Raw genomic sequence first — 26,483 nt, forward strand, 5'->3', positions numbered from 1 at the left:
AAAAGATGAGAAATGTAAGAGTTGCAGCCATTCAGATGCAATGTGCCAAGGATGTGGCAACAAATATCCAAACCGCAGAGCGTTTAGTACGTCAGGCTGCAGAAAAAGGCGCACAAATTATTCTCTTGCCCGAGTTGTTTGAACGTCCCTATTTCTGTCAGGAACGTCAGTATGACTACTACCAGCATGCCCAGTCGGTGACAGACAATACAGCTATTCAGCATTTTAAAACCATTGCCAAGGAGCTAAAGGTCGTTTTACCAATCAGTTTCTATGAAAAAGATGGCAATGTCTTGTATAACTCTATTGCCGTTATTGATGCAGATGGGGAAGTGCTGGGCGTTTATCGGAAAACCCACATACCAGATGATCATTATTATCAAGAAAAGTTTTATTTCACACCTGGTAACACTGGTTTCAAGGTCTGGGATACTCGCTATGCCAAGATTGGGATCGGTATCTGTTGGGATCAATGGTTCCCTGAAACAGCGCGCTGTCTTGCGTTAAATGGTGCTGAATTGCTCTTTTATCCAACTGCTATTGGCTCTGAGCCTATCCTAGATACGGACAGTTGTGGTCATTGGCAACGTACCATGCAAGGACACGCAGCAGCAAATATTGTCCCAGTTATTGCAGCCAATCGTTATGGTTTGGAGGAAGTCACTCCTAGTGAGGAAAATGGTGGACAGAGTTCCAGTCTTGACTTCTACGGTTCATCCTTTATGACGGATGAAACAGGAGCTATTCTTGAGCGAGCTGAAAGACAAGGTGAAGCTGTTCTGTTAGCTACTTATGACCTAGATAAGGGAGCAAGTGAACGCCTAAACTGGGGCTTGTTTCGAGATAGAAGACCCGAAATGTATCAACGAATTACGGACTAGTAGGAGAGAAATGAGAGATTCATTCTGCTAGATTAACTTCTTATTTTCAACTATAAGGATACTATGTTGTCTAGTAAGTGGATTTTATATTTTAACCCTCTAAGGCTTTCTCGCGCTTTGATGCGAGGAGCTTTTCTGTTTAAGCTTTATCAATAAAACATGCTATAATAGTTGCAGAAAGGTTGGTATTTATGGCTAGGATATTGGTTATTGAAGACAATAGTGACATTCAAGAGATTTTGCGAACACTTCTTACTGAGGAGCATGAGGTGATTCAAGCCTTTTCTGGTACAGAAGGAATCATGCGTTTTGACCAAGGTGGGATTGACCTCATTTTGCTAGATATCATGCTTCCTGGGAAAAATGGGGATCAGGTTTTAAAAGCCATCAGGGAACAAAGTCAAACTCCAGTCATTATGCTAACAGCTTTGAGCGATAAGAAGTTAATCAGTCAATACCTCTTAGACGGTGCCAATGATTACATAGTCAAACCTTTTGATTTGGATGAAGTCTTTGCCAGAGTTACTGTTCAATTACGTCAAAGCGTAGAAAAACAGCCTATGGAAATAGGAAAAACTGAAAATCTGCCACAAAACTTGAAAAATATCCAGTTTGATGCAGAAAGTTTTGAAATCAAAAATAGTCAGGAAACGATTCGCCTTGCCAAGAAAGAATGCTTGATTCTCCAAACTCTCCTTAAACATCCTAAGAAAATTTTCACCAAGGAAGAACTTTATGAATTGGTCTGGGAGGAGAGCTATCTACCTGGAGATAATACCCTCAATACGCATTTGAGTAATCTTCGCAAAAAATTAAACCAGCTTGACCCAAATCAAGAATATATTGAAACCATTTGGGGAGTTGGGGTAAGATTAAAAGGAGACAAGCAATGACCTACATGATCATCTTTATCCTACTGGTACTCCTAATTATTTTATCTATTGCATTGATTCGCTACCATCTAGCACTTAAAAACTTGAGTCAACAGATTGAGGACAAGATTCTTACGGGTAGTATGAAAAGAGTAGGGGTTAGCATTTTTTCCAAACATTTTTTACATCTATACCAGCAGATTGAGAATCTATTTCAGGAAGTAGAGCAATCTCGGTTGGTTATGAAAAGGGAAAAACAGACTCTGGATATGGCCATCAGCAATATCGCCCATGATATTCGGACACCTCTGACTATCGCTTCAGGCTACACGCAACAATTGATGAAGTCTCCTGAAGACAAATCAGAAACCTTACAAAAAATAGCCCAGCATCTTGATTTAGTTTCTAAACGTTTGGAGGCTCTTCTAGAATATCGTCGTTTGATGGAAGGAGCTGTCAAACCGAAACTGGAAGAAGTGGATTTTTCAGCTTTTATCACCAAAAAGACTCTAGCTTATTATGATGTTTTTCAGGCTGCAAATATCACGCTTGATTTTAAGGTTGAAGCTGGTTTAACAACGAGGACTGATGAAGACTTGCTGGATCGCATTTTACAAAATTTGCTTGGAAATGTCCTCAAACATGGCAAGGAAGAAGCGCGGCTATCTTTGAGAAAGGAAAAGACACAGCTTGTCTTAGAGATTGCAAACCTTGTCAAACAGCCCATCAAAAGAATAGAAAATCTCAGCAATCGTTTTTATTCTGAAAATCTATCTGATACGGAAGAATCCTCTGGTTTAGGCCTTTATATCACTGAGGAATTATGCCATCTTCTCAGTGCAGAGATGAAACTAAGCACAGATGGCCAGTGGTTATCGGTTTTCATTTATTTTTAACGAAAAGAAACCTCCTCTGTAGGCTAGAGGAGGTCGTTTTTTATAGACTTTTCTTTTTAAAAACTGCCAATCCACTTAGATTAAAGATTACAATCACAGCTAAGGTAACTATAAGTGTATAGAAAATGGATTCACTATTAGCAGTCATAGCATAGAAAAACTGCAATGATAAATATGGCAAAATTTTGATATTTGGAAAAATGATCATTGGCATAGAAAGTGAGATAGAGCTGACCAAATAACCAATAAATACCGCAATATAAGAATGACTAACATAGAGGATGAAGGAAACAATGGAAAGCCAAGCAAGGAGGCAAAGAAATTGAAGGAAAATGGTTACCAGTAGATTGCCAATAAAGCCATCAGGCATAGTTCCAAATCCATTTAAGATAGTTGCTGGAATAAAGGCAATCACAAGGCTGATGATGACTTGTAAAAGTGCAATAGAAGCCAATACAAAGGCTTTCGCTAGAAAAAACTCGGTACGAGAGACACCCACTGTTAAATTATTTTTATAGAGTTTGCCGATTAAATCAACTCCAAGAACGAGGCAGGCTAGGACGATGCAGAGAAAAACGAGGTTTGAACCTTGACTAGATGCGTTGATCAGGGCTTGTACACCGTCCCAACCATGGGTTGGAATGTCTGGCTCTTCTGTCTGGATTGCCATTAGATGGCCAGTAGCCCCAAAAACAGCCCCCATTAACATGAGTACAAAGAGAATGAATTCTGTAATCCAGAATCCTTTGGAACGGAAAAGACGGTAAAAGTCTGCTTGAATGGTATGTATCATGATTTTCCTCCTATTCGACCAATTGAGTGAAGTATTCTTCTAGATTTTGACGGGCATAGTAAATCTCGTCAATAGCAACATCTGCCAAGGTTAATTCCTTAAGAATCTGCTTGACATCTTGTTCCTGACCAAAGATATGGATTTCATTTTCTGGATTAACAACCTTAAACTGGAGCTGGATTTGTTCTTTCAATACTTGACAAGCTCTCTCTTGATCAGCTGTCTTAAGAACAATGTAATCCTCACTTAGTGTTTCAAATTCAGCTTTGCTGATTTCACGGATAATCTTGCCTTGATCTAAAATACCAAAGCGATTAGCTAGGAGATAGAGTTCTGACAAGATATGGCTAGAGATGAGAATGGTGATCCCTTTTTCTTGATTGAGCCGTTGAATCATTAAACGAAATTCTTTGATACCGATTGGGTCGAGACCATTGATAGGTTCATCTAAGATCAGGAAGTCTGGTTTGGATAGGAGAGCAATGGCGATCCCAAGTCTTTGCTTCATTCCAAGAGAGAAATCTCGAAAGACTTTTTTACCTGTATCTGACAAGCCTACATAGTCCATCGTTTCTCGAATGACTTGATCAGCATTTGGAATATGACGAATCATACAGTAATATTTCAGATTTTGATAGGCTGTTAAGTGATTATGGGCTACAGGTGATTCGATCACTGAACCTACTCGAGATAGAGACTTGGTCCACTCATTTTCCGTTTTGCTGGAGAAGAGGGAAACAGTTCCCTTATCCGCAAACAGTAGTTGCGTAATGATTTTTATTAAGGTAGTCTTCCCAGCTCCATTCTTTCCTATAAGCCCATAAATATCTCCCTCTCTTATCGTTAGATGAAGATCCTGAAGAATAGCTTGTTTGGCAAAGTTTTTGGACAATCCATGAATGTCAAGTACTGTTTTCATGATTCTCTCCTTTTGATTTATTTTGATAACTCTAGTATAAAGCATAGAAATCAAAGAAAGCTCAAGCATTTCTAAAGAGTTTCTAAAGTTTTAGGAATTCTTAAATATCAAAACCCAGTTGACATGAACTGGGCTTCTTTACTATAAAATATATTTTTCAATCGCACTCGCAACGCCGTCTTCTTCGTTGCTGGCTGTAACATCATCAGCTAGGGATTTGACATAATCGCTGGCATTTCCCATAGCAATCCCAAGTCCTGCAAACTGGAGCATTTCGATATCGTTATTAGCATCGCCCATAGCCATAATTTCTGAAGGCTCAATATTCAAAATATCAGCTAGTCGAGAAAGAGCAGTAGCCTTTGTCGTTCCAAGTGGCATGGCTTCATAGATAACAGGCTGCGAACGAACTCCGCTAAATCGTTGACAGAGTTCCTCAGCAAAACGCTGCTCAAAATCATCTGTTTGCTCTTTTGTTCCTAAAAACATACCTTGGAACATACGATACTTGCCACTGGTGGCTTCCTCTAGTGAAATTTCAGTTAAGTCCGAGAAGACTAGCTCGGCATCATTTTGGATGACTTGATTGGGCTTACCACTGAGGACAAAATAATGTTCCTCATCAAAAAGAGTCAACTGAACATCACTTTTTTCAGCTAGGTCATAGAGGTATTCAATGTCAGATGAACTGAGTTCTTGCCAGTCAACTAGCCCCCAGTCGCTGGTCTGGTGAGTTGAACAACCGTTATTGACAATGACATACTCATTCTGGAGGTCAAGCCCCAGTTTTTGATAGTAGGGGAGCACACCGAAAAGCGGGCGACCCGTACAGAGAACCAGTTTGACACCTTTTTCAATGGCTTGGTGAATAGCAGTAATGTGAGCTTGTGGGATTTCCTTGGCTTCATTAAGGAGGGTTCCGTCCATATCCAAGGCTAATAGTTTAATCATAAGACTTCCTTCTTTATCTTTTGGTATTATTATAGCATATTTTAGAGGAAAGGAGGAGGAATCTTCGGGCTAATCATGGTATAATAAAAGGTAATGAAAAATTCCAACGAGGCTGAGATGAAATTACTTTATACTGATATTCGGACTTCTTTGACTGAAATTTTAACGAAAGAGGCGGAAGAGCTAGTTGCTGCTGGCAAGCGGGTCTTCTACATTGCCCCCAACTCTCTTTCTTTTGAAAAGGAACGCGCCGTGCTGGAATGCTTGTCCCAGCAGGCTTCTTTTGCGATTACTGTCACGCGCTTTGCTCAAATGGCTCGTTACCTGGTTTTAAATGACTTGCCTACCAAGACCAGTCTTGATGATATTGGTCTTGGGATGGCTTTTTATAAGTGCCTTGCCGAACTTGACCCCAAGGACTTACGTGTTTATGGTGCTATTAAGCAGGATCCTCAGTTTATCCAGCAGTTGATTGAGCTGTATCACGAAATGACGACTGCTCAGATGAGTTTTTGGGACTTGGAAAGTTTGACTGATGAGGATAAGCAGGCAGACTTGCTCTTGATTTTTGAGAATGTCACGGCCTATCTCAATCAAGGCCAGTTAGCTCAGGGAAGTCAGATATCCCATTTGATTGAGGCTATTGAGAATGACAAGGTAAGTAGTGATTTTACTCAAATCGCCCTAGTCATTGATGGATTTACCCGTTTTTCTGCTGAGGAAGAGCGGATTGTGGACTTACTTCATAGCAAGGGTGTTGAGATTGTCATTGGTGCTTACGCTAGTAAGAAAGCCTATACCAGTCCTTTTAGCGAGGGTAATCTCTACCAAGCCAGTGTGGAGTTTCTCCATCATCTAGCCTCTAAATACCAAACACCTGCTAAGGACTGTTCTCAAACTCATGAGAAGATGGATAGTTTTGACAAGGCCTCTCGTTTGCTGGAGTCTTCTTATGACTTTTCAGAGCTTACTTTGGAGGTCGATGAGAAAGACCGTGAAAATCTGCAAATCTGGTCTTGTTTGACACAAAAGGAAGAGTTGGAGTTAGTTGCCCGTAGTATCCGACAGAAATTGCATGAGAACTCCGACCTGAGTTACAAGCATTTTCGTATTCTCTTGGGAGATGTAGCTTCTTACCAGTTATCGCTGAAAACCATTTTTGACCAGTATCAGATTCCTTTTTATCTTGGTAGAAGCGAATCCATGGCGCATCATCCCTTGACACAGTTTGTCGAGTCTATTTTGGCTTTAAAACGCTACCGTTTCCGTCAGGAGGATTTGATTAATCTCCTCAGAACAGGTTTGTATACCGACATTAGCCAGGCTGATATTGATGCTTTTGAGCAATATATCCGCTATCTTGGTATCAATGGCTTGCCAGCCTTTCAGCAAACCTTCACCAAGGCCCACCATGGAAAATTTGATTTAGGGCGTTTGAATGCCCTTCGTCTGTGTATTTTAACACCTCTTGAGACTCTTTTTTCTAGCCGAAAACAAAAGGCTGAAAATCTCTTGCAAAAGTGGAACTCTTTTCTAAAAGAAGGAGCTGTGACCAAGCAATTACAAGATTTGACAGCCACTATGGAAGCTGTAGAACAGGAAAGACAAGCCGAAGTTTGGAAAGCCTTCTGTCATGTTTTAGAACAATTTGCGACTGTTTTTGCTGGTTCACAGGTTAGTCTGGAAGACTTCCTAGCCTTGCTTCATTCTGGGATGAGTTTGTCTCAGTATCGCACCATTCCAGCGACAGTGGACACCGTTCTGGTGCAAAGTTACGATTTGATTGCACCACTGACTGCTGACTTTGTCTATGCCATTGGGCTAACTCAGGATAATTTACCAAAAATCGCGCAGAATACCAGTCTTTTGACAGATGAAGAAAGGCAAAACCTAAACCAAGCGACAGAAGAAGGCGTTCAATTGCTGATTGCCAGCAGTGAAAACCTCAAGAAAAATCGCTATACTATGCTTTCTTTGGTCAATTCTGCCCGTAAGCAATTAGTTTTGTCGGCTCCAAGCCTTTTTAATGAAAGTGAAAGTAAGGAGTCAGCCTATCTTCAAGATCTAGTCCATTTTGGATTTAGCAGGAAAGAGAAGAGGATGAATCACAAGGGGCTGTCTAAGGAGGATATGGGTTCATATCACAGTCTTTTGTCCAGTCTGGTTGCCTATCACCAGCAGGGCGAGATGAGTGAGACTGAGCAAGATTTGACATTTATTAAGGTTCTGGCGCGTGTCATGGGTAAAAAACTAGACCAGCAAGGTTTGGAAAATCCGGCCCTTCCAACCAGCCCAAGCAGCAAGCCCTTAGCCAAGGATACCTTACAAGCTCTCTATCCTGCTGAACAGGAGTTTTACCTGTCTACCTCTGGTTTGACAGAGTTTTATCGCAATGAATACAGTTATTTTCTTCGCTACGTTTTAGGCTTGCAGGAGGAATTACGTTTGCGTCCTGATGCCCGTAGTCACGGGAATTTCTTGCACCGCATTTTTGAACGTACCTTGCAGTTGCCTGACGAAGATCCCTTTGACCACCGTCTAGAACAAGCTATTCAAGAAACCAGTCAAGAACGCGAATTTGAAGCCATTTATCAAGAAAGTTTGGAAGCCCAGTTTACAAAGGAAGTTTTGCTTGATGTGGCACGGACGACTGGACATATTCTCCGCCATAATCCAGTTATTGAAACCATCAAAGAAGAAGCAAATTTTGGTGGAAAAGAGCAAGCCTTTATTCAATTGGACAATGGTCGCAGTGTCTTTGTACGAGGTAAGGTTGACCGAATTGACCGTTTGAAAGCTGATGGAGCGATAGGGGTAGTAGACTACAAGTCTAGTCTAACTCAGTTCCAATTTCCTCATTTTTTTAATGGGCTCAATTCCCAACTGCCAACCTATTTAGCTGCCTTAAAAAGAGAAGGGGAGCAGAACTTTTTCGGTGCCATGTACTTGGAAATGGCTGAGCCTGTCCAATATCTGATGGCCGTTAAAAGTCTGGCAGGAGCAGTAATAGAAGCCAGCAAGTCTATGAAATACCAAGGACTCTTTTTAGAAAAAGAAAGCAGTCATTTGGGCGAATTTTATAACAAAAACAAGGCTAATCAGCTGACAGATGAGGAATTCCAGCTCCTACTGGACTACAATGCCCATCTTTACAAGAAAGCTGCTGAGAAGATTTTAGAAGGTCAGTTCGCCATTAACCCTTATACTGAAAATGGCAGAAGTATTGCACCGTATGTTCAGCAACACCAAGCCATCACAGGCTTTGAAGCCAATTACCATTTGGGTCAAGCCCGTTTCCTAGAGAAGTTAGATCTAGCTGATGGCAAACGTCTGGTCGGAGAAAAACTCAAGCAAGCTTGGTTTGAAAAAATAAGAGAGGAGTTGAATCGATGAAGCCCATTCCCTTGTTAACTGAGGAGGAAATTCAAAAACTGCAAGAAGCAGAAGCAAATTCGAGCAAGGAACAAAAGAAAACTGCCGAGCAAATCGAAGCTATCTATACTTCTGGTCAGAATATCCTCGTTTCAGCGTCGGCTGGTTCTGGGAAAACCTTTGTCATGGCCGAGCGTATTCTGGACCAATTAGCGCGTGGTGTCGAAATTTCTCAACTCTTTATCTCAACCTTTACCGTCAAGGCTGCGACTGAACTTAAAGAACGTTTAGAAAAGAAAATCAGCCAACAAATCCAAGAAACGGATGATGTCGAGCTCAAACAACACTTGGGTCATCAGTTGGCTGATTTACCCAACGCTGCCATCGGAACCATGGACTCTTTCACACAAAAATTCCTTGGTAAACATGGCTATCTGATTGATATTGCGCCTAATTTCCGTATTTTACAAAACCAGAGTGAGCAACTCCTTCTAAAAAACGAAGTATTCCATGAGGTCTTTGAAGCGCATTACCAAGGTAAACAGCAAGAGAAGTTTAGTCATTTGCTGAAAAATTTTGCAGGGCGTGGAAAAGATGAACGGGGGCTGCGCCAGCAAGTCTATAAAATTTATGACTTCCTCCAATCCACCAGCAATCCTCAGAAATGGCTGAGCGAATCATTCCTCAAAGGCTTTGAAACAGCTGATTTTACTAGTGAAAAAGACAAACTAACCAAGCAAATCCTGCAAGCCCTTTGGGATTTGGAAAGCTTTTTCCGTTACCATCTTGATAACGATGCCAAGGAATTTCCAAAGGCTGCTTATCTAGAAAGTGTTCAGTTAGTTCTGGATGAAATTGGCTCCTTAAATCAAGAGTCCGATAGTCAGGCTTATCAAGCAGTGCTTGCGCGTATTGTCGCAATTTCGAAAGAGAAAAATAGTCGAGCTCTGACTAATGCCAGTCGTAAGGCTGATTTGAAGCCACTGGTCGATGCCTACAACGAAGAGAGAAAGACCCAGTTTGCTAAACTAGGACAACTGTCAGACCAGATAACCATTCTCGACTATCAAGAACGTTATCATGGAGATACCTGGGAACTAGCTAAGACTTTCCAAACCTTCATGAGTGATTTTGTGGAAGCTTATCGTGAACGTAAGCGTCAGGAAAACGCCTTTGAATTCGCTGATATCAGCCAATACACCATTGAGATTTTAGAGAATTTCCCGCAAGTTCGTGAGGCTTATCAGGAGCGCTTCCATGAAGTCATGGTCGATGAGTATCAAGATACCAACCATATTCAAGAACGGATGCTGGAATTGCTATCTAATGGTCACAATCGCTTTATGGTGGGGGATATCAAGCAGTCCATTTACCGTTTCCGTCAGGCAGATCCCCAGATTTTCAATGAGAAATTCCAAAGATATGCACAAAATCCCCAAGAAGGAAAGCTCATTCTGCTCAAGGAAAATTTCCGTAGTAGTTCAGAAGTGCTGTCAGCAACCAATGATGTTTTTGGACGCCTTATGGACCAAGAAGTCGGAGAAATCAACTATGATAACATGCACCAGCTTGTTTTTGCCAATACTAAACTGATTCCTAATCCAGACAATAAGGCAGAATTTCTCCTCTACGACAAGGACGATACAGGTGAGGAAGAAGAGAGCCAAGCAGAAACGAAATTAACAGGTGAAATGCGCCTGGTCATCAAGGAAATCCTCAAACTCCATCAAGAAAAAGGTGTTGCTTTTAAGGAAATTGCCCTTTTGACCTCTAGCCGCAGTCGAAATGACCAGATCCTTCTTGCCTTGTCTGAGTACGGGATACCTGTCAAAACCGATGGCGAGCAAAACAATTATCTCCAATCCCTAGAAGTGCAAGTCATGCTAGACACCCTTCGTGTCATTCACAATCCCCTGCAAGACTATGCCTTAGTTGCTCTTATGAAGTCTCCTATGTTTAGCTTTGATGAGGACGAGTTAGCACGCTTGTCTCTTCAGAAAGATGAGGACAAAGTTCAAGAGAATCTCTATGAGAAGTTAGTCAATACTCAAAAACAGGCAACAAGCCAGAAAAACTTAATTCATACTGATTTAGCTGAAAAACTAAATCAATTCATGAATATCTTGGATTCTTGGCGCTTGTATGCCAAAACCCACTCCCTCTATGACTTGATTTGGAAGATTTATAATGACCGTTTTTACTATGACTATGTTGGAGCTTTGCCAAATGGTCCTGCTAGGCAGGCTAATCTCTATGCCCTAGCACTGCGGGCTGACCAGTTTGAAAAGAGCAATTTCAAGGGCTTGTCTCGTTTTATTCGTATGATTGACCAAGTCTTGGAAGCCCAGCACGATCTTGCGAGCGTGGCTGTCGCACCGCCAAAAGATGCAGTAGAGCTCATGACCATTCACAAGAGTAAAGGACTGGAGTTCCCTTACGTTTTTATCCTCAATATGGATCAGGACTTCAATAAGCAAGACAGCATGTCAGAAGTCATTCTCAGCCGTAAAAATGGACTAGGTGTCAAATATATTGCCAAAATGGAGACAGGAGCAGTGGAAGCTCATTATCCTAAAACCATCAAACTCTCCATTCCTAGCCTAACTTATATACAGAATGAAGAGGAATTACAGCTGGCAAGCTATTCTGAGCAGATGCGCCTTCTGTATGTTGCCATGACACGGGCTGAGAAAAAGCTTTATCTTGTCGGCAAGGGTTCGCGTGAAAAGCTGGAATCCAAGGAATACCCAGCAACCAAAAATGGGAAACTAAATAGCAATACTAGACTGCAAGCCAAGAATTTCCAAGATTGGCTTTGGGCTATTAGCAAAGTGTTTGCCAAGGACAATCTCAACTTTAGCTATCGTTTTGTTGGCGAAGACCAGTTGACTAGAGAAGCTATCGGAGAGTTGGAAAACAAGAGCCCTCTACAAGATAGCTCTCAAGCAGACAACCGCCAGTCTGAAACCATCAAAGAAGCTCTGGAAATGCTGAAAGAGGTGGAAGTTTATAATACTCTTCACCGCGCAGCCATTGAGCTTCCTAGTGTTCAAACCCCAAGTCAAATCAAGAAATTCTATGAACCAGTTATGGATATGGAAGGTGTCGAGATTGCAGGTCAAGGCCAGTCAGTAGACAAGAAAATTAGCTTTGAGTTACCAGATTTTTCAACCAAAGAAAAGGTAACAGGAGCTGAGATTGGTAGTGCTACCCACGAACTCATGCAGAGAATTGACCTAAGTCAGCGACCAACCCTTGCTAGCCTGACAGAAACTCTCAAACAAGTTCAAACCAGCCCAGCTGTCAGAGACAAGATCAATCTTGCTAAAATTCTTTCATTCTTTGACACAGCACTTGGTCAAGAAATTCTTGCTAATACAGACCATCTTTATCGCGAGCAACCTTTCTCCATGCTCAAACGAGATCAAAAGAGTCAGGAAGACTTCGTTGTCCGTGGAATCTTGGACGGCTATCTGCTTTATGAGGATCGTATCGTTCTTTTCGACTACAAGACAGACCGCTATGACGAGCCAAGTCAACTCATAGACCGCTATCGTGGTCAATTAGCCCTTTATGGAGAGGCTTTATCACGAGCCTATTTGATTGAAAATATTGAAAAATACTTGATTTTACTCGGTAAAGACGAGGTTCAAGTTGTAAAAGTATAATCTAGAAAGGAGACCTCATGACACTTCCAGTTAGAAAATCCCTGCACGATGCGGTTTTACAGGCTTCAAAAGCCGATACTTGGGAACAGGCTACCAAGGAATGGAATGAAGTTTCCTTGATTTTTAATGGTATCGGCCGTAGCAATTGTGTTTGTGGGAATGCTATCAAATACGCCTACGAACTCTTTAACGGTGTCACAGGCCAACGCCTCTTTCCAATCGGCAGCGATTGTGTTCGTCATTTTCATCGATTGTCCCTTGACCAGCAACTAGAAGAGGAAGAAAAATTACTCAGAAAGGTTGAAAATCTTACCAGAAAAGCCCAGAAAAAGGAAAAAATCAAGGTCAATAAAAGTGACTTTGACGAGCGACTTCTAAAATGGCTCTGGGAAAAAGGCGTTTTCAAGCCTAATCGTGGCAATCAGTTCGCACCTGAGAGAGACTACCAACTCTTCCTAGAAGTCTTTCAAGGAGGAAATTGGACCAAGGCTGAGCCAAAGAAGAAGGCTCGCATGGAAGAAGTCCTTGAAAAATGCATTAAGCCCTTTTTACTTGGAAAACCGGATGATCAACTCTACCTTGTCAAGCTAGGCAAGGAGAAAATTGACTACGAACAAGAACTCCGTATCCAGGCAGAGAAAGAGCGCAAGAAGAGGGATAAAATCGCCAAGCAATATGCAGACAATCTGGTCCTAGCCATGGGACCAGCAGAGCGTGCCTATCAAGACTACTTTGGCTTTACAGAAACCCTAACCCAAGAAGAACGCAAGTGGGAAAAAATACTTTTTGGTAAAAATCGAACAGAACGGGCTATCAAGGCTAAACAATACCAAAAAGAGCTGGAAAAAGACCAACGAATTGCGAGTCAGGATCCAATTGAAAGAAAGCAGAAGCAGACCTGGCTCCTCAATTCCTATTTTCGTGAGCTTCCTGAAGAAAAAGCCCGATTTTCTAGGCTCTTATTAGAACATCGAAAAAGTGGTGAAGTACCCTTTTCAACCCAATACCTGTCAGATCATCTCATCGACTTTTTCTATAAAATGAAAGCTTTTGAATTTGAGATCTCACCAGAACAAGTCCGAGATTTTCTAAAAGAAAGCCTACAGGCAGAACATCTATCCTCAGCCCAAGAAAGCTGGATAGAAGAAATTCTCCTCAACTGCCTCAAACCATTTTTAGAACGATTATTGATATAAGTAACACCTACCGTGGGAATGCCATGGTAGGTGTTAGTTTATCCAAAAAATTATAGAGAAAAAGTTGAATATTTTCTGTTAATTAAAAAATCAGAAACACATATATTACATAATTTATTTTATGTAATATGTGTGTTGTGAAAAATCAAAAGCCTATGCAAAAGCGCTCAAATTATGATAAAATAGATTATAAGAATAACACTATTTATACTAATTACATTTTTATAAGGAAAAAAACTCAATGGCTACTATTCAATGGTTGGTCTAGAAGATTTAAAATAATAAAACATTGTGAAGTAGAATAAATGCTTAAAACCCTTGAAATTCAATGGTTTTTATTGGTTTAGATTTTAATTCTTCACATTGTTATATGTGCTTGATTGAGCAATAATCATCAATAAAAACATTTTTTTGGTGTTGAGTTTGGTGTTCAAATATTTATTATGTTACGGAAAGGAATTTCACAATCTTTCCGTTTTTTTTATTTTCAGGAGGAAAAATGACAAAAGAATTACAATCATCACGCTATATTGTCATTTCATTTTTAGTACGTGAAATGGGAATAGATATTGTTGAGGCCATCTCTCTTATGGCTGAATTAGAAAAAAGTGGCTTGATTCGCTTGGAATCAAGTGGAGATTTAATACTCAAAGAACTTGGAGGAGCGCTATGAAACGAATTACCGCAAATCAATACCAAACTTCAGAACGGTATTATAAATTACCTAAAATTCTTTTTGAGGATGAGAAATATATGGATATGAAACTAGAAGTAAAGGTGGCTTATTCTATTTTAAAAGATCGTTTAGAATTATCTCTCAGTCGTGGTTGGATAGATGAAGAAGGCGCGGTTTATTTAGTATTTTCTAATTCTAAGCTGATGAGGCTGTTAGGTTGTTCGAAGTCAAAATTACTGTCTATCAAAAAAATTCTTAAAGAATATGACTTAATTGATGAAGTCCAACAGTCTTCGAGTGAGAAAGGAAGACTAGCTAATAAGATTTATTTAGGGGAATTATCTTCTACCCCAGTAGCTAGTTCAAACAGGCCTAGTGTTAAAAAAGGACTAGGGCAGGTTGAAAATGAAACGGGCCCCGTCTCACATTCAGCCCCTAGTGAGACTGAAGTTAGTGAGACTAAATATAGTGAGACTGATTCTTTATTTAGTGAGGATGAGGAGGATAGGAATACTCAACCTATCTTGAGAAGAAAAGTAGAAAAGGTCACAAAATATGATCGAGATTATATTTGGGGATTGGTACAGGATCAATTTAGACGAGAGGGGTTTTCTGAAACAGCCAGTGAAATTGCCATGACTGATTTTGAGAGAATCTATCAGTATGCTCTTGACAATGTTCGCTTTGTGAGACGAGCGGAAGTACTTGCTGAATTTGTGTTTAACGGCTTGTATTCCGTTTGGAATAATCGTGTTAGAAAAGGAGGTGGTTAAAATGTCGCCAATCGAGTGGATATTAGTTATGCTCATTGTCATTTCAAGTGGAGTGACAATTCTGGCAATGATAGTCGATAAGAAAGGGGTGATAAAGAAATGAGATTTATTGATTTATTTTCAGGTATCGGTGGCTTTCGACTTGGAATGGAAAGTATCGGACACGAATGTATTGGATTTTGTGAGATTGATAAATTTGCTAGAGAATCTTATAAGTCCATTTTTCAAACGGAAGGAGAAATAGAATTTCATGACATACGAGATGTTTCAGATGACGAATTTAAAAAACTTAGAGGAAAAGTCGATGTTATCTGTGGGGGATTCCCTTGTCAAGCATTTTCAATCGCAGGAAGACGATTGGGATTTGAAGATACTAGAGGAACTTTGTTCTTTGAAATTGCTCGGGCGGCCAAACAAATCCAACCACGTTTTCTTTTTCTTGAAAATGTTAAAGGCCTACTCAATCACGATAAGGGACGGACGTTCACCACAATCCTTACCACACTTGATGAGTTGGGGTTTGATGTTGAGTGGCAGGTGCTTAACAGTAAGGATTTTGGCGTTCCCCAAAACAGAGAGAGGGTGTTTATTATCGGACATTCTAGAAAGAAAGGTACCAGACTCCTATTTCCTTTCAGACGAGAAGGTCAAGCAACTAACTCTGAGACTTTAAAAACACTAGGGAATTTGAATCCATCAAAAAGTGGAATGAGTGGTAAAGTCTATTATTCAGAAGGTCTTGCGCCAACCTTAGTTCGTGGAAAAGGAGAAGGATTTAAGGTTGCGATTCCTTGTATGACACCAGATAGATTAGACAAGAGACAAAATGGTAGACGTTTTAAGGAAAATCAAGAGCCAATGTTTACTTTAAATACTAAGGATCGCCATGGTATTGTCGTTGTTGGAGATTTACCAACTAGCTTTAAGGAAACAGGTCGCGTCTATGGAAGTGAGGGTTTATCTCCAACATTGACTACAATGCAAGGTGGAGATAAAATCCCTAAAATACTGATTCCAGAACCAATCCAATTTCTAAAAGTACGGGAAGCAACGAAAAAAGGATATGCTCAAGCAGGGATTGGAGATTCAATCAATTTGGAGAGACCAAGTTCTCAGTATCGTCGTGGTAGAGTTGGAAAAGGTATAGCGAATACGTTAACAACTAGTGGACAAATGGGAGTAGTAGTGGCTAGCTATGAAGGAGAAGATAAACAAATTTATCATGTAGCCGGTGTATTAATAAATGGGCAATTTTACCGTTTGAGAATACGACGAATCACTCCTAAAGAGTGTTTTCGCTTGCAGGGGTTTCCTGATTGGGCTTTTGAAGCTGCTAGAAAAGTCTCTAGTAATAGTCAGCTCTATAAACAAGCTGGTAATAGTGTAACCGTTCCTGTGATTGCCGCAATCGCAAAGAAATTAAAAGAAATCGAGGAAAAAGATGAAAGCTTTAAATAAAGAGTCAATACTAGATTGTGATGAATTAGAAACAGAATTACATGATGCAGAAATCAGACAGCTGGATGAACAAATATTTTTGATGCCCAATTATCCATGTGAGTTTGAGGTGACATTCTTAGATGATTACCATAAAAAACATAATTACCCACTATTTTATGAATCCTATCTTCAAAACATTATGGAATTCCTTGAAAGTCAGGATATAAAGAATGGAGCTGATGCCTTTGTAGATGATCATCAGAATCTTGTTTTTGTTTTATATGGACAAGGCTATCGAGCCGAGGGAAAAGAGGGAATACTTACAACCCAAGTAACTGTAAAAGCTTTTGATGAGGACAAGCAACCGATTAACTTCGCAAATTTATTAGATTCCTTAATCGTTTCAGAATATCAAATGGAACCGAATCTTTGGGAGGTCTCCCATGATTGATCTCTATCTAAGTAAAAATAGCCAAAGAAATCAACTTCTTTTGGATTTCTTTCAAAAGTATGGCATAGAGGTCACTCCTCATTCTATTTCTGAAATGACAAAGGACAAATTAATTGAAATGATGAGCTATTCTTCAGATTGTTTTGAGTTTTTATCTCCCAATTTATTGCGATTTAAGAACCGTGACAATCTAAGATTAACGGATTTCATCGAGATGATATTAAAAAATCCTGAACTAACCATCAGACTTCCTCTTGCGGTTTCAAATAAGCGAGTTTATCCAAATCTGAATCTGGAGGAGGCTAGAGCTTTATTGCCAAGAGATACGAAACAATTGATTTACATGGCACAAACACATTATTTATCAAGTTAAAGGAGAAGCAATATGGCAGAACGATTTTGGGAGAACTTGTCCATTATTTTGGCTGAAAGAAATATCAGCTGGATTGAGTTAACCAGAAAAATGTTTGCGGGAGAGTTTCACTATCCAAGTGAATTGAATCGTTTGTATCAAAAGATTCGTCACTACAAGGTGGAACAACGAATGCCTCAAAGTCCATGGGTAGAAAGGATTGTACAGGTATTAGATTTAGATTATGAAGATTTATTTCGGAGGTAACTATGAAAAGAATAATTCCAGTTTATATATTCCAACAAGTAAATGTCCTATTGGTATCTCTATACTTACTGAAATTTCTTTGTATCGGTGAGTTAACTATACTACAGATTCTCTATGGTTCGTCACTCATTTCTTTTTTATGGATGTATGGTCAACGTAAACAAGCTCATAAGATCGATATGAAATCTAGGATGAAATGGCTTGGTATTGGATTAGCTAGCCTAATGATTATAAGTCTATGTTTTAGCCTAATCCATGCTCCTCAAGGAAGCACGAATCAAGCAAACTTAATTGGGCTTCAATATCAAGTTCCTTGGTTTTCATTTTTATTGTTTTTAATCAATGCGAGTATGGTTGAAGAATTTCTGTATAGAGAAATTTTATGGAACTTGGTTAGAAAATTAGACATCAGAATTGCTTTGACAAGTGTTTTATTCGCCTTAGCTCATCATCCAGGAACCATTCTAGCTTGGTGTTTGTATGTTTCATTGGGAATGTTTTTAGGAATGGTACGCTATAAATCGGACTTATGGGGCAGTATGGGGCTACATTTGGTGTGGAACCTACTAGTTTATAGTTTGCTGCTTTTTTAAAATAGGTGACCTGATTTTTAGGTAACTTCTAAAACTAACTTCCAGTTTTGGGAGAGAGAGAGGGAAGTTACTATGAGAAGTTACCGACCTGATTTTTAGATATTCATAATGAATGTAATTGTTGACAAATATGGACTAATTGCGTATAATAAAGGTAATTAAATGATATAATTACTTGTGGGCTAGTGGATATGGTCTGCACCCGCCTGTGGGCTCCGCTCTCAGTTCAGACTGTTTGTTGAGAAAAAGAATAGCAGGACTGCCTACCCTTGAGGAACAGATAGGGCATATCTAGCGTGAGGTGAAACTCAATACGTGGGAGAGAAGGAAGCAGGAGCTTCCTTCTCTTTTTTAGGAGAAAATTCAAATGACTTATACTTTGGAATGGCTAAAGACTTTTGATGGAAAGATTGATATTCTCAATGTTAAGATGGATTGCTTGGCCAATACTATTGAGAAAAATGTTTCTCAGTACAAATATATTTATCAGACAAATATGGAGAACTGTCCTGAAATTATTCTATCAGTCCCAAATTCCTCCATTCCTCATCTTTTAGGATTATCTAGAGAACATCATGTTAATTTACCAACTAATAATGCAGGGAGTATTTTTGAAGGATTAAAAGATGATTGGACATTGGAACGTCTTAATAAAGCTGATAATGGTTGGTTCAACGAAAATAAATTCAAAATAGTTGGAACCTTGTTGCTCTATCAAATGTTACATGTAATGGAGTGTAAATTCTATACAACTGATGGCATTTTGAATAGAAGAGTCGGTCGCCGATTTAAAAGAGATCATATTTATTTTGTAGTCTTTAAATTAAGTAATGGTATCAGTTATACAGTAGAATTATCACATGAAAAAGGTAATCAATACTTTCCAAGAAGCCTTAAAATCAATGATACCTCCGTTACAGATTGTAGAGAAATAGAGCTTAGACTCATTAATAAGATTCGATTTAAACCAGTTAAGGCAAGAAAGGTGAAATGGCCATCTTGAGAAAAAAATTGAAATCATGACTACATCACTCGATTCGACGACTTCACGACGACTTCACAAGGAATTATGAAATTATTATTAGATATGAAAAATGAAAATCGTCTAATCATCATTGCAACTCATAATACCGATATTTGGAATCAAGCAGATGAAGTTATAAATTTAAATCAATTATAGTTACAGTTAATATATATCTTCTATATTTTAAAGTTATTTTATCTGATTTGTCTTCTTTTAGGACATCCATTACAGACAAAGGGAGCCTTATCGAGTAGAAATCAAGGAAGGTTATCACAGGTAGACACTCGGACTTGTCTGTTTCGTTTCACTTCTTTGGAAACAGTAGTTGGGTCTTTTAGTATAAATTGCCCAATAGATTTGAAGGTTTCTCCGCGCTCTAAACCCAATTGGATATCATTACGGTCTGAAAGGGTAAGGTGTTTATGTTTGATCATAGTAGGCCTCATTTCTACCACAAACGTCTCACACTTAATTCCACCATAAAAATCCGTTTTAGGCTAATTTCCACTTTGGTCAGGGAAAGTGGAAGTTACTTTGAGAAATTACCTCATGAATTTAATAGTGTAGAATATTTTATGAATAAAAGTAAGGCTGGACAAAAACTCAATTTGAGGAGAAAACAAAGCAAATTTTTCGACAATAAAACGCATAATATCAAGGATTTCAACACCTGATACTATGCGTTTTCTAATTTTAAAGACTTTTGCCCAGTCTCACCTTGTTAAGTAAATATAACTCAGTCTTGTTTCATGAGGTGTAGTTCACAGAGAGCTGGTTACGATTTATGAATCCAAAATGTTTTTGCCTTCTTTAACACGCCAACGATAATCTGATAAAATAATATCTTCGAGGGAGTAGCTAGCCTTCCAATCAAGATATTGTTTAGCTTTTGATGCATCTGCTAGGACGCTAGCTGGGTCACCAGCGCGTCGAGCAACAATTTCGTGTGGGATTTTTTGATCCAGTAATTCTTCAGCAGTTTTAAAGATTTCTTTGACGGTATAGCCTTTTTCAGTTCCTAAGTTAAAGATTTGAGAAGAACTGTCTTCTTGAAATAGGTAGTTCATTCCTTTAACATGAGCCTGTGCAAGATCCAAGACATGAATGTAATCTCGAATACATGAACCGTCACGTGTATCGTAATCATCTCCAAATATTTTTAGGCTATCATTTTGTCCCAATGCGGTTTTGTTGATATTGGGAATGATGTGAGTTGGATTTTTCACACGTAGACCGTTTGAAGCATCCATTTCGGCCCCAGCAACATTAAAGTAACGGAAAATGACATATTTCCAATCATAGCGATTGGCCATCCAGTAAATCATTCGTTCGCCCATCAATTTTGTTTCTGCATAAGGATTGACAGGGTCAAGCAGGGTATCTTCAGTAGCTGGCTTGTCAATACAGTTATTACCATAGAGGGAAGCAGTCGAAGAGAACATGATTTTTTGAATGCCAACTTCAGATAGGACTTTGAGAACTTGGTTCATACCAGCAACATTGGCAGTGAAGTATTTACTTGGATTTTCAATACTTTCGCTCACAACAATCTCACCTGCACAATGAAGAACAGCGTCAATCTGATTTTCTTCTAAGTAAGCCTTTAAGGCGTTAGCATCATAAACATCCAGTTGTTTAAAGCTAGCACGACTATCTACAGCTGAACGATTTCCTGTAGAGAGATTATCTAGGACATGCACCTTGTAGCCAGCATTTAAAAGAGCTTTAACGGTATGGGAGCCAATGTAGCCAGCTCCACCTGTAACAAGAATTGTTTTTGTCATGACTTTTTCCTTTTTTTATTTTTTACTAGTTGGAAAATTCTTTTTGATTTAAAAAATTAAATACTTCTAATAACGTATTTGTTCGATCTCCAATCAATACTCCATCAAATCCTAATTTAATAATTTCAGGGATGTCTTTACATTGTACACCTCCTCCAAATACTAATTTATATTTAAAATTATATATTTGACTAGATATGAACAAATACCTTTTTAGCATAGTTAAATGATTAGAAATTTCTTCTAAACTGTAGTCCTTTTTTCCACTCAATGTTGCACTTAGAATTTCATATGCTATAATAATTTCTTTTCCTTGAAATTGAATTCCTGATAAAAGTTGGTGTATCTCAGCAATATAATTTTTATTTTTGCCAAAACAAATAATAGGAGTTATATTTCCAACTATTGTCTGTTTTATTTTTGAACGAATGATATCTTTAGTTTCATTTAAGAATTTTTGTCGTTCTAGATGGCCGACAAATGCATATTTTATATTATAGTAATTGAGATGTTCACAGGTTAAATCACCAACATTTCGCCCCTTTATAGCAATATTTTGCGAAGCAATTGAAAAAGAATATTCATTGTCGTTAACAGGTATTATTGGTGAAATAATTAATTCTGTTTTAACATTTCCTTCATTGAAAAGTTTTAACAGATCTAATTGTTCATGAATACTTAATTTATTTTTAAAGTTGAATATTGTTAACATTTTCATCTTTTTAATATTAAAACTAATTATTTGTTAATTTTGTCATCAATGTATTGTTCTAGTTTTGCTTTGTATTGTTCAAAGTTAGGTTTCTTTACTACATTATGAAATGATAAAGTTTCTCTTTGTGTAAATCCGCAAAACTCCATTGCTTTATGAAATGATATTAGAATTTCGTCTACACTTTTACCATTAAAAAATTCATTGGAATCATTAAAAGTATATTCTGGTGCATTCCATGTTGAAGATATAATATATTCTTTCCCTTTCATGAGTCCACCAGTTCCATATTTATCAGCAAATGAGTAAAACTGCCCATATTCAAATACATTATCAAGATACAATTTTAATTTTCCTGGAACATTAAACCAATAAATTGGGAATTGAAAAATAATTAGGTCAGCCCATAAAAACTTATTTCTTTCATCAATAATATCATATGATTCTACTGAAGATAGCTGTACATTATGATGATGCCGTAATTTATTTAAAAAAATATTGTATAAGCTAAAGTTAAGTTCGCCTTTACAGAAATCATGTTTTTGATATCCGTTTACCAATAAGATGTTCATATTTAATTCCTCCTTGTATTAAAAATATCATTAATTAATATTTTTGTCAATTTTTTTATTGAAAATAATTGAAAATAATGAAAAAACGTGAAAAAAACAAACTTAGTATATCTATACCATGATTTTTGTACTGAAAAACATTAGTTTAATTATGGTTTGAAAAATTGTTCAAAATTTTTTCAATCATATTTACTATAAATAGTAAACTGCATCCCAACAACCCCAAAAATGTGATAAAAATTTCAACTACTCTTATCTATAATAAAGCTACCTGTTCTTTGAAAATTGAATCCACTCCGTCTTGATTAGCGTGCCTGTGTAAGTAGGGACTGAGAGTATTTCCCTGTGAAGGGCGACTGGCACAAGACGTGTGTGAGAATTTTCTAACAGACACGGAGTTTATCGTTACCAGACTTAAACGATGCGACAAACTAGATAAAGGAGTTAATCATGAAGGTAGTAAACTTGTATGACTTGAAACAAATGGGAAATAAAGGTGGTTGCACCATCCAATTGATTCATCACTTTCCTTTTGGTATGGGCTTAGGACATCTCAAAAAAGACTACATTGAATTTAAACGTGTTGGTATCGTTGATGGGAAAGCAGTAGAAGTTACTCTTCGAGAACCTTATTCGAGAGATCTACTGCAGGTTGTTAAGTCGATTAAGCAACGTCAGAAATTGATAGCTTATCGTTATAAAGAAGGAAAGCTGCTATTTGTGAAGAAGGAGGCATCAGATGTCCTCTGAACAACAGGAACGAATGGCAGTTCAATATGCTGAGCGTAGTCTTTTATTTACTGTAAAAAGTCTTTTAAAGATTCTAGAATGGTCTAGACGTCAGGCTTTAGCACAGGATTCCGCCTATAAGATAGGGGTACAGAAATTAGAAGAATTGCTACAATCTCCTTATTCGATTGATACGATTAATCTGAAAAAAGATTTTTTAGACAAACCAATTGATATAGAGAAATTTAAAGCTTTTTTAGAAAAAGAAGAGATTCCTTTAGCCATCGCTTGGCAAGGGGATTCTCTACATTTCTACACGAAAGACCGTTCGATTCTGGACAATCATTTAGACCATCTTTTAGAAAAAATGGTTAATGATCCGGAGAAATTAGCTGATTTTACCATGGATAAGTCATTAGATGATGCAATTGATGAGGCTAAATCCCAAATTACCTTTAGACAAGAAGGAGCCGTCAAACAGAAAGAGATGGTGAGATGATGTACAGTGGAAAGAAATTCCTACTATTTTCACTGTTAGGTATCTTACTAGGCTATCTTTTTCATCGTTTGACGCTTTTGTATGATTCCTATACTGGAAATAGCTTAGATAAATGGACTCATCTTCTAATGGAAGGTCAAGATGAAGTTCTTCAGTCGCCATGGAATGTTTCTTTTACTGTAAAATCAAGTGCTTTTTTTCTACTAGGTTTTGTGATGATGTTGCTGGTTTATCTCTATCTAGAGACTGGTAAAAAACAATACCGAGAAGGGGTAGAATACGGGAGCGCCCGTTTTGGAACTCTAAAAGAAAAGAAGCTCTTTTACGGTAAAGAATTTTCTCATGATACGATCTTAGCACAAGATGTTCGTTTGACATTATTAGATAAAAAACCACCCCAATATGATAGAAATAAAAATATTGCGGTGATCGGAGGTTCAGGAAGTGGGAAGACATTTCGCTTTGTGAAACCCAATCTGATTCAGATGAATAGTTCTAATATTGTAGTGGATCCTAAAGATCACTTAGCTGAAAAAACAGGCAAACTCTTTTTAGAACATGGCTATCAAGTAAAGGTGTTAGATTTAGTCAATATGAAGAACTCAGATGGCTTCAATCCTTTTCGCTATATAGAGACAGAAAATGATTTGAATCGTATGCTGACGGTTTATTTCAATAACACCAAAGGCTCTGGCTCTCGTAGTGATCCATTTTGGGATGAAGCTTCTATGACTTTGGTACGAGCTTTAGCCTCCTACTTGGTCGATTTCTATAACCCACCTAAAACAAGAGAACAACTCATAGAAGAAAGTCGTTTAAGTCAAAAAGAATACCAAAACTTGTTGAAACGTCAAAAAAAAGAAGTGGAAGAGCGAAAAAAACGAGGGCGTTATCCAAGTTTTGCTGAAATCTCAAAACTCATTAAACACTTATCCAAGGGTGAAAACCAAGAAAAAAGTGTCTTAGAAATTCTATTTGAAAATTATGCTAAAAAGTATGGGACTGAAAATTTTACCATGCGAAATTGGGCAGATTTTCAAAATTATAAGGATAAGACTCTGGATTCTGTTATAGCTGTAACCACTGCTAAATTTGCCCTCTTCAATATTCAAAGTGTCATGGATTTGACCAAAAGAGATACCCTTGATATGAAGACATGGGGCAAGGAAAAATCAATGGTTTACTTAGTTATCCCAGATAACGATAGTACCTTTCGCTTTCTTTCAGCCCTCTTTTTTTCAACCGTATTTCAAACCCTAACAAGACAAGCAGATATTGATTTTAAGGGTCAATTGCCTCTTCATGTGAGAGTCTATTTAGATGAGTTCGCAAATATCGGAGAAATCCCAGATTTTGCTGAACAAACCTCAACAGTCCGTTCTCGGAATATGAGTCTCGTTCCTATTCTACAAAATATTGCCCAACTTCAAGGGCTCTATAAAGAAAAAGAAGCTTGGAAAACCATTCTTGGGAACTGTGATAGCTTAGTCTACTTAGGTGGTAATGATGAAGATACCTTTAAATTTATGAGTGGTTTACTCGGTAAACAAACCATTGATGTTCGAAATACTAGTCGTTCCTTTGGCCAGACAGGTTCAGGATCCCTTTCTCATCAAAAGATTGCTCGTGATTTAATGACACCCGATGAAGTCGGAAATATGAAACGGCATGAATGCTTGGTTCGAATTGCCAATATGCCTGTCTTTAAAAGCAAAAAATACAATTCTACTAAGCATCCAAACTGGAAGTACCTAGCCAATCAAGAAACCGATGAACGGTGGTGGAACTATCAAATCAATCCTTTGAATCAAAGACAAGAAAATCATCTTGAAGGCCTTAGAATTCGTGATTTAACTTTTGAATCTAGTTTAAAATAAAAATAGAAAAGAGGAAATAGATGATTACGCATTTTAAAGGTTTTGTTTATGGAGTAGACGCAAGTGCCATGTTTGCACAAGCTATGTCTTTGTTACAGAAGGGATTGATTGCGGTTGGTGCCTTTCTCGTTGTTGTAGGGATTGTTAACCTTGCAACCAACATTAAAGATGGTGGACCAGGTGTTCGGAATGCCATTCTGGAAATTGTCGGTGGTGTTATGGTAGGGGCTGCTGGAGCCTTTGTAACTCAAATTTCAATTTAGGAGGATAAACAATGACATGAATCTTAGTTTAGTCTCACCCTTTGTTTACCTTGCATCTGAAAAAATATCAGCTGAAAATTTATTTGAAGGATTTAATGTGGATTTACAATCTACGGTAGATCTGATTAAATCTCTATCTAGCTACAATCCAACTGTTTGGACTTATATGTCTAGTATTACTAAAAGTGTCATGCAGCCTCTTGGAGTTGCGATTTTATCAGTTGTTCTCATCTTAGAATTTTCGAAGATGGCAAAGAAAATTGCTAACTCTGGTGGAGCGATGACCTTTGAAGCATTGGCGCCGATGTTGATTAGTTATATTATGGTCGCAGTGGTAATTACCAATACTACCGTGATTGTAGAAGCCATCATCGGGATTGCGAGTCACGCCATTGAACAAGTGGCCTCGATTGTGGCTCACGGTGGGGCAAAGTATGATACCATCTCTGGCTTAAAAGGTTCAGGATTTATTGGCCGGATGATTGTGGGCTTTTTCGCCCTCCTCATTTGGCTTGTTCGGATAGTAAGTGCAGCCATGGTTAATCTGTTGGTATCTATTCGATTTATTCAACTCTACCTTATGATTCCATTTGCCCCTCTTACGATTCCAACATTTTTAAGTGATGAATGGAAGTCTATTGGTATTGGCTATTTAAAAAATATTATGGTCTATGCGGTACAAGGGGTTCTTATTTTTCTGATTGTTTCTCTTGTTCCTTTGTTTGAATCTGCTGGGAAAATAGCTGTTTCAAATGGTGCAGGAGTCTTGCAATCACTTGCGATTATGTTTGGTAGTTTGGTACAAGCTATCTTACTGATTATTGCCCTCGTTGGTTCTCAACGTACGGCTCGCTCAATCTTAGGTATGTAATTAGATAAAGGCTAGGAAGTGAATGCTTCTTAGCCTTTTTAGAAAGGAAAGT

At 38.3% G+C, this 26,483-nt stretch carries 26 protein-coding genes and 1 pseudogene; 20 read left to right on the plus strand and 7 right to left on the minus strand.

Going from position 1 to position 26,483, the window contains the following annotated elements; all coding sequences use genetic code 11:
* The first annotated feature begins 5 nt into the window (after positions 1-5).
* The 3 genes from aguB (at position 6) to QMQ21_RS00715 (ending at position 2,649) form a co-directional block, all read left to right on the plus strand.
* Positions 6-881, plus strand: coding sequence for an N-carbamoylputrescine amidase (gene aguB / locus QMQ21_RS00705; RefSeq protein WP_247930156.1), 876 nt, complete (start codon positions 6-8; stop codon positions 879-881).
* A 191-nt stretch (positions 882-1,072) separates the two neighbouring features.
* Positions 1,073-1,774: a response regulator transcription factor gene (locus QMQ21_RS00710; protein ID WP_218493443.1), complete on the plus strand. Its 702-nt coding sequence runs from the start codon at positions 1,073-1,075 to the stop codon at positions 1,772-1,774.
* A complete protein-coding gene (locus QMQ21_RS00715; RefSeq protein ID WP_261813728.1) occupies positions 1,771-2,649 on the plus strand; it encodes a sensor histidine kinase in 879 nt (292 codons plus the stop codon). The genes QMQ21_RS00710 and QMQ21_RS00715 overlap by 4 nt, the downstream gene beginning before the upstream one ends.
* A gap of 40 nt (positions 2,650-2,689) precedes the next feature.
* Here the strand turns inward: QMQ21_RS00715 and QMQ21_RS00720 are convergent, their stop codons facing one another.
* From QMQ21_RS00720 to QMQ21_RS00730, 3 genes are all read right to left on the minus strand, one after another.
* On the minus strand, positions 2,690-3,442 hold the full coding sequence (locus QMQ21_RS00720) for an ABC transporter permease (protein WP_261813729.1): 753 nt from the start codon (positions 3,440-3,442) through the stop codon (positions 2,690-2,692).
* Between the two features lie 10 nt (positions 3,443-3,452).
* The gene (locus tag QMQ21_RS00725; protein ID WP_261813730.1) at positions 3,453-4,361 is read right to left on the minus strand and encodes an ATP-binding cassette domain-containing protein; all 909 of its coding nucleotides are present in this window, start codon (positions 4,359-4,361) and stop codon (positions 3,453-3,455) included.
* A gap of 141 nt (positions 4,362-4,502) precedes the next feature.
* Positions 4,503-5,312 carry a Cof-type HAD-IIB family hydrolase gene (locus tag QMQ21_RS00730; RefSeq protein WP_261813731.1) on the minus strand — a complete coding sequence of 270 codons (810 nt, stop codon included), beginning with the start codon at positions 5,310-5,312 and terminating at the stop codon, positions 4,503-4,505.
* A 117-nt stretch (positions 5,313-5,429) separates the two neighbouring features.
* On the opposite strand from QMQ21_RS00730, the gene rexB reads away from it, so the two are divergent.
* The 12 genes from rexB (at position 5,430) to QMQ21_RS00790 (ending at position 19,280) form a co-directional block, all read left to right on the plus strand.
* Positions 5,430-8,705, plus strand: a complete 3,276-nt coding sequence (gene rexB / locus QMQ21_RS00735; protein WP_261813732.1) for an ATP-dependent nuclease subunit B — start codon at positions 5,430-5,432, stop codon at positions 8,703-8,705.
* Positions 8,702-12,352, plus strand: a complete 3,651-nt coding sequence (gene addA, locus QMQ21_RS00740; RefSeq protein ID WP_261813733.1) for a helicase-exonuclease AddAB subunit AddA — start codon at positions 8,702-8,704, stop codon at positions 12,350-12,352. Before rexB ends, addA begins: the two co-directional genes overlap by 4 nt.
* Before the next feature lie 17 nt (positions 12,353-12,369).
* The gene (locus QMQ21_RS00745) at positions 12,370-13,548 is read left to right on the plus strand and encodes a hypothetical protein (RefSeq protein WP_261035126.1); all 1,179 of its coding nucleotides are present in this window, start codon (positions 12,370-12,372) and stop codon (positions 13,546-13,548) included.
* 499 nt (positions 13,549-14,047) lie between these two features.
* Positions 14,048-14,221, plus strand: coding sequence for a hypothetical protein (locus QMQ21_RS00750; protein ID WP_261813734.1), 174 nt, complete (start codon positions 14,048-14,050; stop codon positions 14,219-14,221).
* Entirely contained in the window at positions 14,218-14,997 is a 780-nt protein-coding gene (locus QMQ21_RS00755; protein ID WP_261813735.1) for a replication initiator protein A, read from the plus strand. Before QMQ21_RS00750 ends, QMQ21_RS00755 begins: the two co-directional genes overlap by 4 nt.
* A 99-nt stretch (positions 14,998-15,096) precedes the next feature.
* Complete coding sequence (gene dcm / locus QMQ21_RS00760; RefSeq protein WP_261813736.1) at positions 15,097-16,455, plus strand: DNA (cytosine-5-)-methyltransferase; 1,359 nt, start codon at positions 15,097-15,099, stop codon at positions 16,453-16,455.
* Positions 16,439-16,888 (plus strand): hypothetical protein, encoded by a 450-nt coding sequence (locus QMQ21_RS00765; RefSeq protein ID WP_261813737.1) that lies wholly within the window; start codon positions 16,439-16,441, stop codon positions 16,886-16,888. The genes dcm and QMQ21_RS00765 overlap by 17 nt, the downstream gene beginning before the upstream one ends.
* Positions 16,881-17,261 carry a thioredoxin domain-containing protein gene (locus QMQ21_RS00770; protein ID WP_247941964.1) on the plus strand — a complete coding sequence of 127 codons (381 nt, stop codon included), beginning with the start codon at positions 16,881-16,883 and terminating at the stop codon, positions 17,259-17,261. The genes QMQ21_RS00765 and QMQ21_RS00770 overlap by 8 nt, the downstream gene beginning before the upstream one ends.
* A gap of 12 nt (positions 17,262-17,273) precedes the next feature.
* A complete protein-coding gene (locus QMQ21_RS00775) occupies positions 17,274-17,507 on the plus strand; it encodes a hypothetical protein (protein ID WP_000840778.1) in 234 nt (77 codons plus the stop codon).
* A 2-nt stretch (positions 17,508-17,509) separates the two neighbouring features.
* On the plus strand, positions 17,510-18,100 hold the full coding sequence (locus tag QMQ21_RS00780) for a CPBP family intramembrane glutamic endopeptidase (RefSeq protein WP_261813738.1): 591 nt from the start codon (positions 17,510-17,512) through the stop codon (positions 18,098-18,100).
* A 367-nt stretch (positions 18,101-18,467) separates the two neighbouring features.
* Positions 18,468-19,103: a hypothetical protein gene (locus QMQ21_RS00785; RefSeq protein WP_203180271.1), complete on the plus strand. Its 636-nt coding sequence runs from the start codon at positions 18,468-18,470 to the stop codon at positions 19,101-19,103.
* Between the two features lie 66 nt (positions 19,104-19,169).
* Positions 19,170-19,280, plus strand: coding sequence for an ABC transporter ATP-binding protein (locus QMQ21_RS00790; protein ID WP_261250846.1), 111 nt, complete (start codon positions 19,170-19,172; stop codon positions 19,278-19,280).
* Positions 19,281-19,384: 104 nt separating this feature from the next.
* Here the strand turns inward: QMQ21_RS00790 and QMQ21_RS00795 are convergent.
* The 4 genes and pseudogenes from QMQ21_RS00795 to QMQ21_RS00810 all read right to left on the minus strand — a co-directional run.
* A pseudogene (locus QMQ21_RS00795) lies at positions 19,385-19,558 on the minus strand (helix-turn-helix domain-containing protein); the annotation flags it as partial.
* 348 nt (positions 19,559-19,906) lie between these two features.
* Positions 19,907-20,908 (minus strand): UDP-glucose 4-epimerase GalE, encoded by a 1,002-nt coding sequence (gene galE / locus QMQ21_RS00800; RefSeq protein WP_261813739.1) that lies wholly within the window; start codon positions 20,906-20,908, stop codon positions 19,907-19,909.
* Between the two features lie 25 nt (positions 20,909-20,933).
* Positions 20,934-21,620: a triose-phosphate isomerase gene (locus QMQ21_RS00805; RefSeq protein ID WP_094753899.1), complete on the minus strand. Its 687-nt coding sequence runs from the start codon at positions 21,618-21,620 to the stop codon at positions 20,934-20,936.
* Positions 21,621-21,646: 26 nt separating this feature from the next.
* Entirely contained in the window at positions 21,647-22,192 is a 546-nt protein-coding gene (locus QMQ21_RS00810; protein WP_050262080.1) for an NAD(P)H-dependent oxidoreductase, read from the minus strand.
* Positions 22,193-22,642: 450 nt separating this feature from the next.
* Here QMQ21_RS00810 and QMQ21_RS00815 point away from each other — a divergent pair, with 450 nt between their 5' ends.
* From QMQ21_RS00815 to QMQ21_RS00835, 5 genes are read left to right on the plus strand one after another with little or no spacing between them, the layout of a single operon-like run.
* Entirely contained in the window at positions 22,643-22,942 is a 300-nt protein-coding gene (locus tag QMQ21_RS00815; RefSeq protein WP_000869763.1) for a hypothetical protein, read from the plus strand.
* Complete coding sequence (locus QMQ21_RS00820) at positions 22,932-23,420, plus strand: hypothetical protein (protein WP_000093677.1); 489 nt, start codon at positions 22,932-22,934, stop codon at positions 23,418-23,420. Before QMQ21_RS00815 ends, QMQ21_RS00820 begins: the two co-directional genes overlap by 11 nt.
* Positions 23,420-25,297 (plus strand): VirD4-like conjugal transfer protein, CD1115 family, encoded by a 1,878-nt coding sequence (locus tag QMQ21_RS00825; RefSeq protein WP_284521272.1) that lies wholly within the window; start codon positions 23,420-23,422, stop codon positions 25,295-25,297. Before QMQ21_RS00820 ends, QMQ21_RS00825 begins: the two co-directional genes overlap by 1 nt.
* 20 nt (positions 25,298-25,317) lie before the next feature.
* Positions 25,318-25,560 (plus strand): hypothetical protein, encoded by a 243-nt coding sequence (locus QMQ21_RS00830; RefSeq protein WP_000627865.1) that lies wholly within the window; start codon positions 25,318-25,320, stop codon positions 25,558-25,560.
* Positions 25,561-25,576: 16 nt separating this feature from the next.
* The gene (locus tag QMQ21_RS00835) at positions 25,577-26,431 is read left to right on the plus strand and encodes a VirB6/TrbL-like conjugal transfer protein, CD1112 family (RefSeq protein WP_001054257.1); all 855 of its coding nucleotides are present in this window, start codon (positions 25,577-25,579) and stop codon (positions 26,429-26,431) included.
* The last annotated feature ends 52 nt before the right edge of the window (positions 26,432-26,483 follow it).

The sequence above is a fragment of the Streptococcus bouchesdurhonensis genome, assembly GCF_948472335.1.